Source organism: Rhizobium aethiopicum (assembly GCF_014197535.1).
GTDB classification, from domain to species: domain Bacteria; phylum Pseudomonadota; class Alphaproteobacteria; order Rhizobiales; family Rhizobiaceae; genus Rhizobium; species Rhizobium aethiopicum_A.
Map to the genome: position 1 here is coordinate 168,437 of NZ_JACIFV010000004.1, position 16,067 is coordinate 184,503.

The following is a 16,067-nucleotide window of genomic DNA, read 5'->3' on the forward strand; positions in this document are numbered from 1 at the left end:
TTATACCGCCTTGGCGAAGGTGACCACCGCCTTCAGGCCCTTGCCGCCCGCGCCCGGCTCCAGCGTTAAGGCGGCGTTGAAAAGATTGGCGATTTCTTCGACGATCGGCAGGCCGAGGCCGGCGCCGGGCGCGCCGGAATCATTGCCGCGCGAAAAGCGCCTGCGGACCGCCTCCAGCTTCTCACTGGGAATACCGGGACCATTGTCCTCGACTTCGAGACGAACCGTGTCGGCGGCTGCGATGATGCGGACGGTGACTTCAGCCCCCTTGCCGGCATAGGCGATGGCGTTGCCGGCGAGATTGCGCAGCATCTCGCCGATCAGCAGCGGCTCGGCGCGGATCATGGCCGGGCTTTCGCCCTCGAAGCCGAGATCGATGCCGGCGACGGCGGCCGCCGGGATCTGCTCGCCGGTGATTTCCTGGGCGATTGCCCCAAGGTCGATGGCGGAGGCGGTCAGCGCCTCCTTGGCGGTGGCGGCGTCGATCTTCGCCATCAGGAGAAGCTGGGCAAGGATGCGCTCGGCATGCGCCACGGCCTGGTCTCCCTTCAGCGCCGCCGCCTGGGCTTCATCGAGCGTGCCGGCGCGGGCCGAAAGGGCGAGCTGGGTACGGATGATCGCTAAGGGCGTGCGAAGCTGATGGCTGGCATTGCCGGTGAAATTGCGCAGCGCATCGAGGGCCGACTGCAGGCGGACCATGAAGGAATTCACCGTATCGACCAGCGGATCGACCTCGCTCGGCACGGTTTGTTCGATCGGATGCAGATCGTCAGGACTGCGTTCGCCGATGGCGTCCCCGAGCTTGTAGAGCGGGCGGAGCGCCACCGTGACCGATATCCAGACGATGACCGCCGCGCCCAAGATCATGAAGGCGAGACGCAGCGCCGAACGTACGAGAATCGCCTGCGTCAATTGCCGGCGAGCGATGGTGGTTTCGGCGACCGTCACGACGAAGGGCACGGAGCGGATCCCCGTCGAAGCCGAGCGCTCGAGCGTGGCGATGCGGATGGGCTCGCCGCGAAAGCTGTCATCGGCGAAGGCTGCGGCATTGCCGGGCGTCTTCTTCAGGACCGGCAGGGATTGATAGCCGGTGATGAATTGACCCGGAGGGCCGTCAACGCGGTAGAAGACCCGGTCCTGCGCCGCCGAGGTCAGCATTTCCAGGGCGACATAGGGAATGTCGACCTGCAATGTCCCGTCTTCGGCGACGACGACGCGTTCGGCAATTGCCAGAGCAGAGCCGGCGAGCACGCGGTCGGAGACGATATTCGACGTCTTGACCGCCTCGCGATAGGTATCGGCGAGCGCCAGCGTGCCGATGACGGCGGTCGAAATGAGCAGCCAGAAGAGCAGCCGGCGCCTGAGGGAATAGGCGGCTTTCATGAGGCCTCGGGCAGCTTGTCGAGATAGTAGCCGATCCCGCGGGCGGTCTTGACCGTCAGGCCGTGCGGCGAGAGGCGTTTCCTCAGCCGGCTGACATATTGCTCGATCGCGTTTGCGGAAATGTCGTCGTCGAAGGCTGTCAGCGACTGGATGATCGCCTCCTTGGCCACGACCTTGCCGGCCCGCATGAAGAGGATTTCGAGCAAGCCGAGTTCGCGGGCGGGAATATCAAGAGGGGTGTCGCCTGATGAAAAGGTGCGGGAATTAAGGTCGAAAGAAATGCCGCCGAAGCCGACGGTCGCCGAACGCAGCCCGGCCTGGCGGCGCAGCAGCACGCGTACGCGGGCCTCGAATTCGGCAATATCGAAAGGCTTGATCAGATAATCATCGGCGCCGAGATCGAGACCCTTCACCCGTTCTTCCGGCGTGCCGCGCGCCGTCAGGATGAGGACGGCTGCCTGGTTCTGCCGGGCGCGCGGCATTCACCACGCTCTGGAATTCGGCAAGGATGCCATCGCCGGTGAGTTTGACGATCCGGCCCTTGTAGTCCGAAATACGAACGTCAACCAACTCGCAGCGATGGCGGTTCAGCGCCTGCAAGGTGCCTGACTCATCAATGCCCATCAGTCGGCTGTAGCCGACGACATCCGCAGCGAGAATAGCGCTCAGTCGTCGTTCCATGACCCCTCCCATGGGTCTTCCCAGGTCAATCTAGCTTTTTTAGAGTTTTTTGTCGCGTATAGTCGTCTCCCGAAGAAGTAAATTCGGGCGGCTTCGACGTTTTGACGCGGCAGCGCACCCTATATCGTCCCAAATCTTCATCAATACTCAAAACGGGTGAAGGATGACGCGGAATCATAATCATTTATGGTCAAAGGGGTGTCGGACCGACACGTTGGCTGCTGCGGATCCGTCGCAATACAGGCGACGCTCGCTGCAGGTCCGGTCACGCCCTTGCTCCTCTCTGTATGCTCAGGCATTGTTGCTGCATGAGGAGAATTTTCATCTTGCTGCTGGCGTTCTGGCCGGGTTGCGTGCTGGCCGACCAAGCCTTCTATCCGGCGAAGTCGGGCAATACAGCCGCACCGGTGCTGACGGTCTATTCTTCGCTCGACGAGCCCTTGGCGCAGCCGATGATCCGGGGGTTCCAGGAGGCCAATCCTGATGTCGCGGTCAGATATGAGGACATGCTGACCGGCGAAATCTACGACCGGATCGTCAGGGAAACGGATGCAGGCGGCAAAACGGCGGATTTTGCCTTTTCCTCGGCGATGGACCTGCAGGTGAAGCTTTCCAACGACGGCTATGCGCAGGTCAGCAATCTGCCGATGAGTGCTGCTTGGCCGACATGGGCGAATTGGCGCAATACCGCCTATGCGTTGACCTTCGAGCCGGCGGTGTTCGTCTATCACAAGCCGAGCTTCGCGCACGAGCCGGTGCCGAGCTCGCGTGCGGAACTCGTCGACTATCTGAAGCGCAAGGGCAATGCGGTCTATGGCCGGATCAGCACTTACGATATCGAGCGCTCCGGTGTCGGTTTTCTCTTCATGGCGCGCGACCAGGAGCAATTCGGCGACATCTGGTCGGTGATCGGCGCGATGGGTGCGGCCGGCGTCAAACTTTACTCGACGAGCTCTGCGATCCTCGAACGCGTGGCCGACGGGCGCTTCGTGCTCGGTTATAATATTCTCGGTTCTTACGCCGCTGACTGGGCTTCGCGGCACCCGGATGTCGGCATCGTGCTGCCGAAGGACTATACGGTGGTGATGTCGCGCATCGGGCTGGTGCCGCAGGCTGCAGCCGAGCCGGAACTCGGGCGCCGCTACCTTGCCTTTTTCATGTCGAAGGTGGGCCAGACGATCATGGCGCGCGAGCTGCAGATCCCGGCCGTCAGCCCGGAGGTGGCGGGCGAAAACACTGCCAATACGCTGCAGGAACTGCTCGGCGCCCAACTTCGGCCGGTGCCGGTCAGTCCCGGGCTGATGGTCTATCTCGACCAGGTAAAGCGTGCGCGGCTGATCGCGCATTGGAACGAGGTTCTGCGGGCACAGTGAAGAAGGCCAGGTTTCGGCCGCTTCATGACATCAATATCTGTTACTCCTCGGCGGGCTGCTGGCCCAATTACGGCAAAAAAGTGGCTTCTCCTTCTGGATATCTTGCCGATGTCAGCTAGATGACAGGTTGTTGTGGTGGCTTTGGCTACTTCTTCTCCGTGGAGGCGGAGAATTGAAGCCTTGGGAGGCATTCCGCTCGTCATTCAGGACAACTGCGTCCGCTGGCCGGCCACCCCTCCCGATTCACTCGAGAATAACAGGCGGTTCGCTCAATCGCCCACGGAGGACACATCGTGAAGCATACGTTCATCGCAACCATTCTTGCCGCCGCAATCGCGCTGCCGGCCTATGCGGCCGACTACACCATCATCGCGCCGGCCGCTCCCGGCGGCGGCTGGGATCAGACGGCCCGTTCGCTGCAGGCTGCGCTGCAGCAGGAGAAGATCGCCGGCAACGTACAGGTCCAGAACGTTCCCGGCGCCGGCGGCACCATCGGCCTTGCGCAGTTTGCCAGCCAGGCTGCCGGCAACCCGAATTCGCTGATCGTCGGCGGCTATGTCATGGTCGGCGCCATCCTCACCAACAAATCGCCGGTGACGCTCAAGGATGTGACGCCGATTGCCCGTCTGACCGGCGAATATGAGGCCATTGTCGTTCCCGCCGCGTCCGAGATCAAGACGATGGCCGATCTGGTCGCGGCGCTGAAGAAGGATCCGGGCTCGGTTTCCTGGGGCGGCGGCTCGGCCGGCGGCACCGACCACATCACCGCAGGACTGATTGCCAAGGCTTCCGGCGTCGACCCGACGAAGATCAACTATGTCGCCTTCTCTGGCGGCGGTGAAGCGCTCGCAGCCATTCTCGGCAACCAGGTCACAGCCGGCGTTTCGAGCTACAGCGAGTTCGAATCGCAGGTGAAAGCAGGCATGCTGCGTCTCCTCGCCGTTTCCAGCGACAAGCGCATCGACGGTGTCGATGCCCCGACGCTGAAGGAAGCCGGCACCGACGTCAGCATCCAGAATTGGCGCATGGTTGCCGCAGCCCCCGGCCTGTCGGACGACGAGGTCGCCAAGATCACTGCCGATTTCGAGAAGCTGCACAGCTCTGCCACCTGGCAGGAGACCCTGAAGACCAAGGGCTGGGGCGACACCTATCTTTCCGGCGATGCCTTCAAGGCGCAGCTCGAAAAGGACGTCTCCGCTACCGAGGGCATTCTTAAAGAGATCGGACTTGTTCAATGAGCGAGGATAAGGCCTCCTCGGCAACCACACGCCGCCCTGATTGGGCGGCGTTCATCATTGCCGTTTTCCTCTTCGCCATCGCGGGTGTGATGGCCTGGGATGCAACGCATCTGAAAACGATAGCACAGTACGCCCGCATCGGTCCGGCAACGGTGCCTGAGGTGGTGGCGTTCGGGCTCTTCTGTCTTGGCATCTGGACCGTCGCCGAAGCCTGGCGTGGCGAGTTTCCGGAACGAGACAAGCAAGAAGTGGCGCCCGTCATCTGGATCGTCGCCGGTCTCGCCTGCCAGATGCTGCTTCTGCGCGTTGCCGGCTTCTCGATTGCGACCGGTATACTGTTTGCGCTGACCGCACGCGGCTTCGGAAAACGCAAGCTCTGGATCTCGCTGCCGATCGGCATCGTTTTCAGCTTCGTCGTCTGGTCGATCTTCTCGCAGCTCCTACAGCTGACGCTGCCGGCCGGGCCGCTCGAACATCTGTTCTTCTGACCGCGCGGGACGCGCTGTCAGCTCTTTTGATTTTTCGCGGCGACCGATTGCGAAGGCACGGACGAGAGCGCCGCCTGGGACACCAAGATGAGCACATTCGAATTCCTATGGCAGGGTATCCTGGTTGCGATGCAGCCGATGAACCTGGTTTATGCGCTGGTCGGCGTGACGCTCGGCACTGCCGTCGGCGTCTTGCCCGGCATAGGCCCGGCGCTCACCGTGGCACTGCTGTTGCCGGCCACCTACAAGCTCGATCCGGGCGGCTCGCTGATCATGTTCGCCGGCATCTATTACGGCGGCATGTACGGCGGTTCGACGACGTCGATCCTGCTCAACACGCCGGGTGAAAGCGCCTCGATCGTCACCGCGCTCGAAGGCAACAAGATGGCGCGGGCCGGGCGCGGCGGACCCGCATTGGCGACGGCAGCGATCGGCTCCTTCGTCGCCGGCCTCATCGCCACGCTCGGACTCGCCTTCATCGCGCCCTACATTGTCAAGCTGGCGCTGGTCTTCGGGCCGCGGGAATATTTCGCGCTGATGGTGCTCGCCTTCGTTACCGTCTCCTCGGCTTTTGGAGATTCGGCGCTTCGAGGCCTGACCGCGCTGTTCATCGGTTTCGCGCTTGCCATGGTCGGCATCGACCAGCAGACGGGACAGGCCAGGCTTTCCTTCGGCATTCCCGACCTGCTCGACGGCGTCGAAGTGACGACGCTGGCGGTGGCGATGTTCGCGATCGGCGAGACGCTCTATATCGCAGCGCAGGGCAACCGGGTCGCGGAGCAAGTGGAGGCGGTCAAGGGTTCGCTCTGGATGAACGCACAGGACTGGTCGCGCTCCTGGAAGCCTTGGCTTCGCGGCACGCTGATCGGTTTCCCGATCGGCGCGATGCCGGCGGGCGGCGCTGAAATCGGCACGTTCCTGTCCTACTCGACCGAAAAGCGGCTGGCGAAGAACCCGGAAGAATTCGGCCATGGCGCGATCGAAGGCGTGGCCGGTCCCGAGGCGGCGAACAATGCCTCAGCCGCCGGCACGCTGGTGCCGCTCCTGACCCTCGGCCTGCCGACGACGGCGACGGCGGCGATCATGCTCGCCGGTTTCCAGCAATACGGGCTGCAGCCCGGGCCGCTCCTGTTTGCCACCAATCCGCAGCTCGTCTGGGGGCTGATCGCCAGCCTGCTCATCGCCAATGCGATGCTGCTCGTCCTCAACCTGCCGATGATCGGGCTCTGGGTGCGGCTGCTGACCATTCCGAAGCCGTGGCTCTATGCCGGCATCCTGCTGTTTGCGACGCTCGGAACGATCGGCGCCAACCCTTCGGTGTTCGAACTCGGCATGCTGCTCGCCTTCGGCCTGCTCGGCTATGTGATGCGGCTCTTCGGCTATCCGATCGCACCTGCCGTCGTCGGCCTCATCCTCGGGCCGCTGGCCGAGCAGCAGCTGCGCCGCGCACTGGCGATCAGCCAGGGCGATGTGACGACGCTGGTGATGTCACCGATCGCGGCAGGCCTGCTCATCGTTGCGGCGGCTGCCTTCCTGATCCCGCTGATCCTGCGCATCCGCGGTCGGGGCCAGGTGCTGTCGCAGCTGGCGGCAAACGAAGACTAGAAGAAAAAGACAACCTTACCCCTGCCTGGAGGCCGGCCATGGAACCATGCGCCGGCCTCTTCTTTTTGCATGGCTGCGGTGATTTTACATGCATTGTCGATGCGACAGCGCACTGCCATCTATGAGTGGTCAATCATAAAGCAAGAGGAACAGGACAATGTCCGCCATACGAAATTCAGTCCACGCCGGCTTCCTGGGCCGCGCATTTGCTGCGCTGAGCGCCGCCAACGCCGTCAGCGCCGCTGTCGAAGCCGGCCGTCGTCCGCGCGCCCGCGACCTCAAGGAGCTTGGCATCGATCCGGCTTCGTTCGGTCAGGTCATCCGCTAAGCCGTTCAAGGCATGCAGGAATGAAACAGCCCGCAACCGGATGGTCGCGGGCTTATTTATGTCGGAGTAGCCGCAACGCTGAGGCGCGTTGCGACCTTTAATTGTCTGCCACGTCAGGCGTGCAGTTCTTCCCGCCGGTCGGCGTGATCTTCTGCCCGCTCGCGCTTGTTGTGGCGAATGGACGACCAGAGCGACAGGCCAATCAGAGCCGCGCCGCCGAGACCGGTGATCACTTCGGGAATGTGCACCAGGGTTTGCGCATACATGATCACTGCGAGGATCAGGATGGCGTAGAAGGCGCCATGTTCGAGATAGCGGTATTCGGCAAGCGTTCCCTTCTCCACCAGCATGATCGTCATCGAGCGCACATACATGGCGCCGATGCCGAGGCCGATCGCGATGACGAAGAGGTTCTGCGTCAAGGCGAAGGCGCCGATGACGCCGTCGAAGGAGAAGCTGGCATCCAGCACCTCGAGATAGATGAAGGCGCCCAGGCCGCCCTTGGCGGCAGCGCTCATCGTCTGCTGCGACGCATCGAGCAGTTCGCCGACGACCTCGACGGCGAGGAAGGTGAGCAGGCCGTAGATGGCGCAGTGGACGAAGATGCTGGCTTCCTCGCCGCCGATCAGCCAGGAGAAGACAAGCATCAGCGTCAGCACGAAGGCGATTTCGATGCCCCTGATGGTGGCCGAGCGCGCCATCACCTTTTCAAGGCCGCGAAGCCAATGGATCTTCTTCTCATGATCGAAGAAATAGCTGAGGCCGACCATCATCAGAAAGGTGCCGCCGAAAGCGGCGATCGGCAGATGCGCATCGTTCATGATGCGGGCATATTCCTCAGGTTCGCGGGCGGCCAGCACCAGAGCATCCCAGGGGCCGATGCGTGCCGCGATGGCGACGATCGCCAACGGAAAGACAATGCGCATGCCGAAGACGGCAATGATGATGCCCCAGGTAAGGAAGCGCTTCTGCCAGACCGGCGTCATCTCCTTCAGTTTGTTGGCATTGACGATGGCATTGTCGAAGGAGAGCGAAATCTCCAGCACCGCAAGCACGGCACAGATGAAGAAGACGGTCGCCATGCCGCCGATCGTGCCGGTCGTCTGCCAACCAAGCACGGCGCCGAGAATAAGACCGAGGACCGTGACGATGAAAGCCCAGCGGAAGTAGCCGAGCGAGGATTTAGTGGTCTGAGATTGGTTCATGGCCGCACCTCGCGGCCGCAAAGCGTGTTGGAGAGGGTGGAGATACTATAAAAACGCGGCATGCCACAACGGGCATGCCGACGAGGCATGGTGAGCTTTTTCATCGATGAAAAATCCGCCGGCTGAGCTGCAGGCGGTACCGACATCACGAGAGCGCCGTAAAAACTCTCGCCAGAGGGGCCCGGCACCAATGTTCCCCGTAGCCGATGTCCGGAAGGCTGCGGGATACGCCCTAGGTAATCTACTTCCCGAACCAGTCAAGGCCAAACGCGCCAAAGAAAACGGCAAATTTTCGGGAACCATTGGGGGCCCCGCTCGTTAAACCCTGGTTGAGCTGAAAGGAGGCCGATGATGCACACTTCGACCCATGTTCCCGACAAGCGCACGGAGGCATCCGACCGCATGAAGCGGGCGAAACCGAATCGCATGCAGAAGGCACAGGTGCTGCCGCCACATCATGTCGACCTGACGCTGACGCCCGGCGTCATCCACGACATTCACGTGCCGGCGCATGTGACCGGCGCGGACCTTTCCAAAGGTGGTCCCGACATTAAGAGTCATGCGAAAACGAAGAAATAACGGCTCTTCCGAAGGCCTCTTCGGCGTACTGACGTCGATTTGAAACAGGGCGATTTGAAACAGGGTGAGAAACATATGACAATGAACTTTGTGGCCCGGGATATTGTTATCCGGCACGAAAATGAATGGCAGGCCATCCGCGAGGGGGCCGACAATCGCATCGAGATCGGCAAACGCAAACAGCCGGTCGCTTCGCCGATCAGCGGCGTGGCATCGGCCGGAAAAAACGAGCCTTCGGCCGTCAATCCGGAATAAGCGGAAGAAAGTTTTGCAGAGATAGGCGCTCGGCGATGCCGGGCGTTTCGCTTTCTATCAGCCTTTGTGCCAATCAACACGCCGTTAAAGATAACGGCTGACGCCAACCTTTCGGAAAGGATTGGACAGCGATAATCCCGGCCTCACGGGATTCGGACACATGGCCAAGACAGCGACACGCGGCCGCCGCAGGGCGCCGGCGAGAGGAAAGAGCAGAGCGCGCAGCAGCGGTGGATTGCTGCCCTGGGCGGTGATCGGCATTGCCGCGATCGGCGGTATCGTCGCTCACGACAATTGGAAGAGGCTTCAGCCTTTGCTTGAACGGCAGTCGGCGCCGATCGCACGGGAAATGGCGGAGCCGAGACCAGTCGCCAGGAAGGATGTGCCGCCGAAACAGGTGGCGCTTGCCGCACCGACGCCGAGAGCCGCACCGCCGACGCTGCAGGCGCAGCCGCTGCCGCCGGCGGCAATCCCGACGCCGGCCATTCAGCCGGTCAAGGCGGTGCCGGCCCCGGCCTCTCCCGGGGCTCAGCAGACGGCGACGGGCGCCTTCGGCTATTGCGGGCAGGGCGCGCACATCAATTGCGTCGGCGACGGCGGCGTCTTCTGGTACAAGGGCGAAAAGATCGTCATTGCCGATATGGCAAGCCCAGTGGCCGACCAGGCGCGCTGCGATGACGAACGCAGGGTGGCCTTCGCCGCGAAGCTGCGCCTGCTGGCGCTTCTGAACGCCGGCCCCTTCACCATCGATGCCGCCGGAAAGACCGAGTCCTCAGGCGCGCCGCGGATCGTTTCGCGCGACGGGCGCTCTTTTGGCGTGCAGTTGATCAAGGAAGGGCTGGCGCGCCAGCCGGGGGCTGCCGGCGGCGCGTGGTGCGCCGCCTGACGGGAGCTATTTTCCCTTTTTCACCAGCTTGCCGCCGGTGCGGAAGCTGCCGGTGAAGGAGGAGTCCTTGCTTTCGGCGGTGCATTCGATCGCGATCGGCTCGCCGGCATAGGGATTGCCGAAGGTGCAGAAGCCGGCGACCTTGACCTGGCCGGTCATCTTGTTGCCGACGCCCGTCGTGACGAGGCTCAACGGCAGGCGAGCATTGCCGTTGGAGGCTGGCTTGATGCCACTGCCATCGCCCTGGAAGCCGAGCGCCTTTCCATCTGAAGTGAAGATGAAGGTCACCGAACCGTTGGCCAGAGTGACGCTGGCAAGCTCGTTTTTGCAGCCCTTGGTGGCGTCAAATTTGGCGACGACCAGTCTGGCGCATTTGCCGGAAAGCGTAATGACGCCGGGAGCGCCGGGAAATGTCTCAGGCGGGGAGGCCGGCGCGGCGGCGGCTGGCAAGGCGAGGACGGCGGCAACAAGGCCGGCGACAACAAGCGCGGATAACTTCATTTCGATCTCAAATCCCATGTCCTGGCGAGGCGAATCACCGCTTCACCTTCGATCCGCCATGGCATGGCTCTGTGTCCGAAATTTGGTTCCGTGCAGCATAAAGATTCCGCCGGTCGCCGACGGGCCGAACGTCGGCTGAGCTTGCTGGCTAAAAGGTCCAGCAACGGCATAATTTGCGGGACATCGGCAAGGGAGCGATGTGACGTCCAATAATGGCGGCGCTCATCAGCAATGGTATGCAATTGATGCTCGAATGAGCGCGTCCTCATATGAGGGCGCGCCGCCATCTGCATGACTCGGGTAAAAACCGGACAGTTGCTTGCCTCTTTCACCGGTCGCTATGGTGAAGATGGAAGTCAGGCCGCGGCGGGGGTGACGGCTTGCAAGTTCGTTCGAGCAGCACTTCGTGGGCGCAGGTGCCGTGGAAGCCCGGCGAGGCGAGGGGCGGAAAAACTGCGGCACTGCCGGTCGAGAGGCGAATGCCCCGTACGCCGGATCGGCAAAAATTCACATGGTTTTGTAACCGAAATTGGCTTGGCCACTCTCAGGAGGCGCATCCCTGTGGGGCAAGGACAGTGGTCAACCGTCTATGCTCTGCAAATCACTCCAGAATAGCTTCCTTGCGCGCCACATTGCCGCTCACATCGATGTCGCTGCCCAGCATCGCGCTGCCGGTCAGATCAACGCCGTAGTCCAGGAGGTTTTGCCGCGTCAGATGGAGCATCACCCGGCCAGCTTGCTCGACCGGCCTGCCTCGCAGGTGAGATACAACATATTCGGCAGTGACGGGGTAGCGTCCCTTGGGAAGGCTGATACCTTTTGCCAGCGAAATCTTGTCGTTGGACACCACGAGAGTTTTGCGTCGTTTAATGACCTGCGCCACGCTGAGAACTCCTATTGGCAGATTTATCGAACCTGCGGGCCACTATGTCAAAAGGCCTCTCGATTTCTCGAAAGGCCTTTGCTTTTCAGCGAATTAGGATGGTGGGCGTGACAGGGATTGAACCTGTGACCCCTACGATGTCAACGTAGTGCTCTCCCGCTGAGCTACACGCCCATCCGATGGCGGCGCATAGATCACAAAACCTTCGGAGCCGTCAATAGGCTTTTTTCAGTTTTGTGACGCGCCGCCCGACAAGCCTTACGCGGCAAGCATTTTATTGACCTCATCGACGAGGTCGCGCAGGTGGAAAGGCTTGGAAAGGACCTTGGCATCCTTCGGCGCCTTCGAATCGGGGTTCAGCGCCACGGCGGCAAAACCGGTGATGAACATCACCTTCAGATCGGGATCGAGTTCGGTGGCCCGGCGCGCCAGCTCGATGCCATCCATTTCGGGCATGACGATATCGGTCAAGAGCAGAGAAAACGGCTCCTCGCGCAGCCGGTCATAGGCGCTGGCGCCGTTGTCGTAAGAAAGGACCTTGTAGCCGGCCTTTTCGAGCGCTTTCACCAGGAAACGGCGCATATCATTGTCGTCTTCGGCGAGAAGTATCTTCTGAGTCATCAATCCAGACCGCTAATCAATAGGTTTTGGGTGGGCTGCCAGCCGTCTACACTAGTCTTTGCCCGGTAAACAACCGGTGAATTGCCTGTGCGTGATGGTCATCCCTTCTACATAGTATGGACTTGAGGGCGGGCAACTGGCAACATGAACGAAGCAGCCAGTTCATGACATGGTAAAGAGGGCCGAAAGTGCCGGAAATCCGCGAATACGAGCTTTTTGAGGTCCATGAGCCCGTGTCGCAGACCATTCCCTTCGTCTACAACTCTCCCCATAGCGGCCGCATTTATCCACCGGAATTCATCGCCCAATCGAGGCTGGAAGGCATAGCGATCCGCCGTTCGGAGGACCATTACGTCGACGAGCTGTTCGGCTCGGCCGTCGAACTGGGCGCGCCAATGCTCGCCGCCAATTTTCCGCGGGCCTATCTCGACGTCAATCGTGAGCCCTACGAACTCGACCCCAGGATGTTCGACGGGCTGCTGCCGCCCTATGCCAACATCAATTCGCTGAGGGTCGCCGGCGGACTCGGGACCATTCCGCGCATCGTTGCCGAGAACATGGAGATCTACGCACGGCGGCTGCCGGTGCAGGAGGGGCTTGATCGGGTCGAGGCAGTCTACAAGCCCTACCACGCGGCGCTGCGCCGGCTTATCGCCCGCACCCATGTACAGTTCGGCTTCGGCGTTCTGATCGACTGCCACTCGATGCCCGGCAATGTGCGGGTCGCGGGTTGCACCGGGCGGCCCGATTTCATCATCGGCGATCGCTACGGCACCAGCGCTTCGGCCGAACTTTCACGCGCCGCGATCGCCATCCTCGAGGAAATGGGCTTCGCTGCGATCCGTAACAAGCCTTATGCCGGCGGCTTCATCACCGAGCATTACGGCCGTCCCTCGCGCGGTCTGCACGCGCTGCAGATCGAAGTGAACCGGGCGATCTATGTCGACGAGGTGACGCTGGAGAAGCGCGAGGATTTCGCCGCGGTGGCCGACGCCGTCGCGGCCTTCATGCGGCAGATGGCGGATTATGTCGAAAAATTCGCCGGCGATCGGGCGCTGGCCGCCGAGTAAACCTGCAATTTCCTGATTCTCGGCCTGCCTCCCCAGGCCAAAAAAAACCGCGCTTGTCAGCGCGGCTAAGTCTAGGGAGGAAACACCCAAGGAGGGTATTTACAGTCAGAAGACTGTAATGACGACGCTACTATTGCGTTGCACAAATGTCAAGCAATATATTGCGCTGCGATATCTTTGGGCAATTCGCCTGAAGTTACCCGCTTCGTTTGCATTCCCGCTCGTTTTCGCTATGAAAGCGCATTCCCGCCAGCCAAACGGTGTCACCATGCTTCCTGACCGTTCATTCTTCAATCGTCTGGCGGAGGTCGCCCGCGCCGAGACGCTGCCGCGCTTCCGCTCCGGCCTCGATGTCACGAATAAACTTTCTTCCGGCTTCGATCCGGTGACGGAAGGCGATCGGGCGGCCGAGCTCGCTATCCGGGCGCTGATCGAGGAGAATTTCCCCGACCACGGCATTCTCGGCGAGGAGCACGGCGATGTCGGGCTCGACCGGGACTATGTCTGGGTGATCGATCCGATCGACGGCACGCGCGCCTTCATATCGGGCGTGCCGGTCTGGGGAACGCTGATCGGCCTGCATAGGGAAGGCCGGGCGATCATGGGCATGATCGAGCAGCCCTTTACCGGCGAACGTTATTTCGCCGACGAGAACGGCTCGATCTATACCGGCCCGGAGGGTGAAAGGCGGCTGGTGACGCGCCAGTGCGAGGCGCTTTCGAGCGCCATTCTGTTCACGACCTCGCCACATCTCTTCGCCGGCGGGGAGATGGTGAAATACCGGGAGATCGAGGGTCAGGTGCGGCTCTTCCGCTATGGATGCGACTGCTATGCCTATGCGCTGCTTGCCGCCGGCCATATCGATCTCGTCATCGAAAACGGGCTGAAACCCTATGACGTCGGCGGGATCATTCCCGTCATCGAGGGGGCGGGCGGCATCATCACCACCTGGGACGGCGGACGGCCGGAAAACGGCGGTTCGATCATCGCCGCCGGCAGCCGCGCGGTCTACGAGCAGGCAATTGCCATCCTGCAGCGCTGAACCCGGGCTCGGCAAAGCCGATGCCCCAGGTCGGCAAGGCCGATTCTGCTGGCGGCTCGGTTGATCCGGCTCAGGTGCCGAGGGCGGCGACATCATGATTTTCCTCGGCATCGCTGCCGGGGATGAAGGCGTGGAAGGCCGCCAGCGCCGCGGCGCGATAGATATCCCGTTCCTGGAAGATCTCATGGCGAGCGCCGTTGATCGGCACCAGCTGGCCGGCACGGAAATAACGCGAGAGCCGCTCCTGTGCCGTGTAGGGCACGACGCCGTCACGTGTCGGGGCGATGACGATGGTCGGGATGGTGATCGAGAAGAGATGGTTGGGCGAGGTGACCCGGTCCATGGTCCGGAAGGCTTCGGTCAGCCAGCGGGCCGTCGGCGGCCCGAGCGTCAGTTCCGGATGGGCCTTCATCATCGCTACATTGCGCTCGAAGCGGGTTTCGTCCGAGGTCAACGGATTGTCGCGGAAATCTGGCTCCTTCAGCTTCGAGGTCAGCGGCATGAAGCCGAGGCTGGCGGCCGTCAGCGCGCCGGCGAGGGTGCGGATGACGCGGGGCGAGGCCGACTGGCCGGTCAGGCCGATGAAGGGAGCCGATAGCACCATGCGATCGATGCGGGTGGTGAGATAGGGGGCGGCCGACAGCGCAATCAGTCCGCCGGTGGAATGGCCGAGCAGGTAGAAGGGCAGGCGGGTATCCGGCAGCACTATCTTTTCGAGGAAGGTGTCGAGGTCGCGCTCGTAATCGGAAAAGCGGCGGATATGGCCGTGATTGCGGCGCTTCAGGAGCCGCGACGAACCGCCCTGGCCACGCAGGTCGAAGGTCGCGACCCAGAGGCCCTTGCCTGTCAGGTCGCGGATCGTCTCGAAATATTTCTCGATATATTCGTTGCGGCCATGGATGATGACAACCGTGCCCTTGGCGACCTGGCCACCGGAGCGGAAAACGGCGTAACGCAGCCGGTGGCCGTCATGGGTTTCGAAGAACCCTTCGGTGCGGTTTTCCGGGACGGGATTGTCGGGCGTCGAATAGAGAACCTGATCCATGACTTGCCAATGCGCCGCTGCTGAATGCTTCTCTATCAGGGATACCGCATGGCGCCCGGCTTGGAAAGCGGGGGAAAAAAGGGCCGGCGGGAGCGTGAGGGCGCTCGCGGCCGGCCCAAGTTTAGACTGAAGAAGAAGGGACGATGCACTTCAGCCATCGGGGCCAGTGTCACCCGACATCGTCATTTCTAGGCAGGCATGTCTGAACGCCTACCGAACCGGCCGTTCACGAGCGGTTCACGGCCGGTCGGGGGGATTTCGAAAAGGTCTTGAACTCCCCGAATCGCATCACCATCTCCATCCTGCGGGTGCCAAAAGGGCCCGCGCAACCGTCCCGAGGCCGCCAAGATGGGGTTTCAGGGGCATTTTATCGCAACACGTCGCTTCCCTAGGAGGACATCATGCGTCACGTAGACTTCTCTCCCCTTTATCGTTCGACGGTCGGTTTCGACCGCCTCTTCACCATGCTCGACAGCCTTGCTCAGCCGGAGCAGGCACAGACCTATCCGCCCTATAATATCGAGCGCACCGGTGAAAACACCTATCGCATCACCATGGCGGTCGCCGGTTTCGACGAGACCGAGCTTTCGATCGAAGCCCACGCCCATGTGCTGTCCGTGAAGGGTGAAAAGAACGAGGAAACCGCCGAAGGCGGCGAATTCCTCTATCGCGGCATTGCCAAGCGCGCCTTCGAGCGCCGCTTCCAGCTTGCCGATCACGTCGAGGTATCAGCCGCTTCGCTGAAGAATGGCCTGCTTCACATCGATCTTCTGCGTAATATTCCCGAGGCCATGAAGCCCCGCAAGATCACGATTGCCGCCGAGCCGATCGAGGCTCCGAAGGCGATCGAGGCGCAGGTCATCAGCGGTTAACAGCTGTCCCTC

17 protein-coding genes, 1 tRNA gene and 2 pseudogenes are annotated in these 16,067 nt (G+C 61.8%); 11 read left to right on the forward strand and 9 right to left on the reverse strand.

The features are described 5' to 3' along the window. The 3 genes and pseudogenes from GGD53_RS08145 to GGD53_RS08155 all read right to left on the reverse strand — a co-directional run. The gene (locus GGD53_RS08145) at window positions 1-1,383 is read right to left on the reverse strand and encodes a sensor histidine kinase (protein WP_184454974.1); all 1,383 of its coding nucleotides are present in this window, start codon (window positions 1,381-1,383) and stop codon (window positions 1-3) included. Next, a pseudogene (locus GGD53_RS08150) lies at window positions 1,380-1,859 on the reverse strand (winged helix-turn-helix domain-containing protein); the annotation flags it as partial. The gene GGD53_RS08145 and the pseudogene GGD53_RS08150, both read right to left, overlap by 4 nt. Before the next feature lies 1 nt (window position 1,860). Continuing rightward, window positions 1,861-2,064, reverse strand: a pseudogene (locus tag GGD53_RS08155) (adenylate/guanylate cyclase domain-containing protein); the annotation flags it as partial. A 326-nt stretch (window positions 2,065-2,390) separates the two neighbouring features. On the opposite strand from GGD53_RS08155, the gene GGD53_RS08160 reads away from it, so the two are divergent. The 5 genes from GGD53_RS08160 (at window position 2,391) to GGD53_RS08180 (ending at window position 7,096) form a co-directional block, all read left to right on the forward strand. Then, window positions 2,391-3,437, forward strand: coding sequence for an ABC transporter substrate-binding protein (locus GGD53_RS08160; protein WP_184454975.1), 1,047 nt, complete (start codon window positions 2,391-2,393; stop codon window positions 3,435-3,437). Window positions 3,438-3,730: 293 nt separating this feature from the next. Continuing rightward, window positions 3,731-4,675: a tripartite tricarboxylate transporter substrate-binding protein gene (locus tag GGD53_RS08165; protein ID WP_184454976.1), complete on the forward strand. Its 945-nt coding sequence runs from the start codon at window positions 3,731-3,733 to the stop codon at window positions 4,673-4,675. Continuing rightward, a complete protein-coding gene (locus GGD53_RS08170) occupies window positions 4,672-5,163 on the forward strand; it encodes a tripartite tricarboxylate transporter TctB family protein (protein WP_184454977.1) in 492 nt (163 codons plus the stop codon). Before GGD53_RS08165 ends, GGD53_RS08170 begins: the two co-directional genes overlap by 4 nt. 87 nt (window positions 5,164-5,250) lie before the next feature. Then, the gene (locus GGD53_RS08175) at window positions 5,251-6,768 is read left to right on the forward strand and encodes a tripartite tricarboxylate transporter permease (protein WP_011426797.1); all 1,518 of its coding nucleotides are present in this window, start codon (window positions 5,251-5,253) and stop codon (window positions 6,766-6,768) included. A gap of 157 nt (window positions 6,769-6,925) precedes the next feature. Continuing rightward, window positions 6,926-7,096 (forward strand): hypothetical protein, encoded by a 171-nt coding sequence (locus GGD53_RS08180; protein ID WP_094299101.1) that lies wholly within the window; start codon window positions 6,926-6,928, stop codon window positions 7,094-7,096. Window positions 7,097-7,209: 113 nt separating this feature from the next. Here GGD53_RS08180 and GGD53_RS08185 read toward each other — a convergent pair whose 3' ends face one another. After that, the gene (locus GGD53_RS08185; RefSeq protein ID WP_184454978.1) at window positions 7,210-8,301 is read right to left on the reverse strand and encodes a DUF475 domain-containing protein; all 1,092 of its coding nucleotides are present in this window, start codon (window positions 8,299-8,301) and stop codon (window positions 7,210-7,212) included. 348 nt (window positions 8,302-8,649) lie between these two features. Between GGD53_RS08185 and GGD53_RS08190 the strand changes: the two genes are divergently transcribed. The 3 genes from GGD53_RS08190 to GGD53_RS08200 all read left to right on the forward strand — a co-directional run bounded on the left by GGD53_RS08190 (window position 8,650) and on the right by GGD53_RS08200 (window position 10,021). Further along, a complete protein-coding gene (locus GGD53_RS08190) occupies window positions 8,650-8,880 on the forward strand; it encodes a hypothetical protein (RefSeq protein ID WP_184454979.1) in 231 nt (76 codons plus the stop codon). A gap of 75 nt (window positions 8,881-8,955) precedes the next feature. After that, a complete protein-coding gene (locus tag GGD53_RS08195) occupies window positions 8,956-9,135 on the forward strand; it encodes a hypothetical protein (protein ID WP_184454980.1) in 180 nt (59 codons plus the stop codon). A gap of 160 nt (window positions 9,136-9,295) precedes the next feature. Next, a complete protein-coding gene (locus tag GGD53_RS08200; protein WP_184454981.1) occupies window positions 9,296-10,021 on the forward strand; it encodes a hypothetical protein in 726 nt (241 codons plus the stop codon). Between the two features lie 6 nt (window positions 10,022-10,027). Here GGD53_RS08200 and GGD53_RS08205 read toward each other — a convergent pair whose 3' ends face one another. The 4 genes from GGD53_RS08205 to cpdR1 form a co-directional block, all read right to left on the reverse strand. Next, on the reverse strand, window positions 10,028-10,522 hold the full coding sequence (locus GGD53_RS08205; protein WP_184454982.1) for a hypothetical protein: 495 nt from the start codon (window positions 10,520-10,522) through the stop codon (window positions 10,028-10,030). Window positions 10,523-11,123: 601 nt separating this feature from the next. Further along, window positions 11,124-11,405 (reverse strand): hypothetical protein, encoded by a 282-nt coding sequence (locus GGD53_RS08210; protein ID WP_302751087.1) that lies wholly within the window; start codon window positions 11,403-11,405, stop codon window positions 11,124-11,126. A gap of 99 nt (window positions 11,406-11,504) precedes the next feature. Then, a tRNA-Val gene (locus GGD53_RS08215) sits at window positions 11,505-11,579 on the reverse strand. Window positions 11,580-11,663: 84 nt separating this feature from the next. Next, on the reverse strand, window positions 11,664-12,026 hold the full coding sequence (cpdR1, locus tag GGD53_RS08220; protein ID WP_003542883.1) for a response regulator CpdR1: 363 nt from the start codon (window positions 12,024-12,026) through the stop codon (window positions 11,664-11,666). Window positions 12,027-12,214: 188 nt separating this feature from the next. On the opposite strand from cpdR1, the gene GGD53_RS08225 reads away from it, so the two are divergent. Both GGD53_RS08225 and hisN read left to right on the forward strand, forming a co-directional pair. Then, the gene (locus tag GGD53_RS08225; RefSeq protein ID WP_184454983.1) at window positions 12,215-13,096 is read left to right on the forward strand and encodes an N-formylglutamate amidohydrolase; all 882 of its coding nucleotides are present in this window, start codon (window positions 12,215-12,217) and stop codon (window positions 13,094-13,096) included. Window positions 13,097-13,364: 268 nt separating this feature from the next. Next, window positions 13,365-14,138 (forward strand): histidinol-phosphatase, encoded by a 774-nt coding sequence (gene hisN / locus GGD53_RS08230; protein WP_184454984.1) that lies wholly within the window; start codon window positions 13,365-13,367, stop codon window positions 14,136-14,138. A 70-nt stretch (window positions 14,139-14,208) separates the two neighbouring features. On the opposite strand, the gene GGD53_RS08235 is transcribed toward hisN, so the two are convergent. Further along, window positions 14,209-15,183, reverse strand: a complete 975-nt coding sequence (locus GGD53_RS08235) for an alpha/beta fold hydrolase (RefSeq protein ID WP_184454985.1) — start codon at window positions 15,181-15,183, stop codon at window positions 14,209-14,211. A gap of 401 nt (window positions 15,184-15,584) precedes the next feature. On the opposite strand from GGD53_RS08235, the gene GGD53_RS08240 reads away from it, so the two are divergent. Continuing rightward, window positions 15,585-16,055: an Hsp20 family protein gene (locus tag GGD53_RS08240; protein WP_184454986.1), complete on the forward strand. Its 471-nt coding sequence runs from the start codon at window positions 15,585-15,587 to the stop codon at window positions 16,053-16,055. Window positions 16,056-16,067 lie beyond the last annotated feature (12 nt).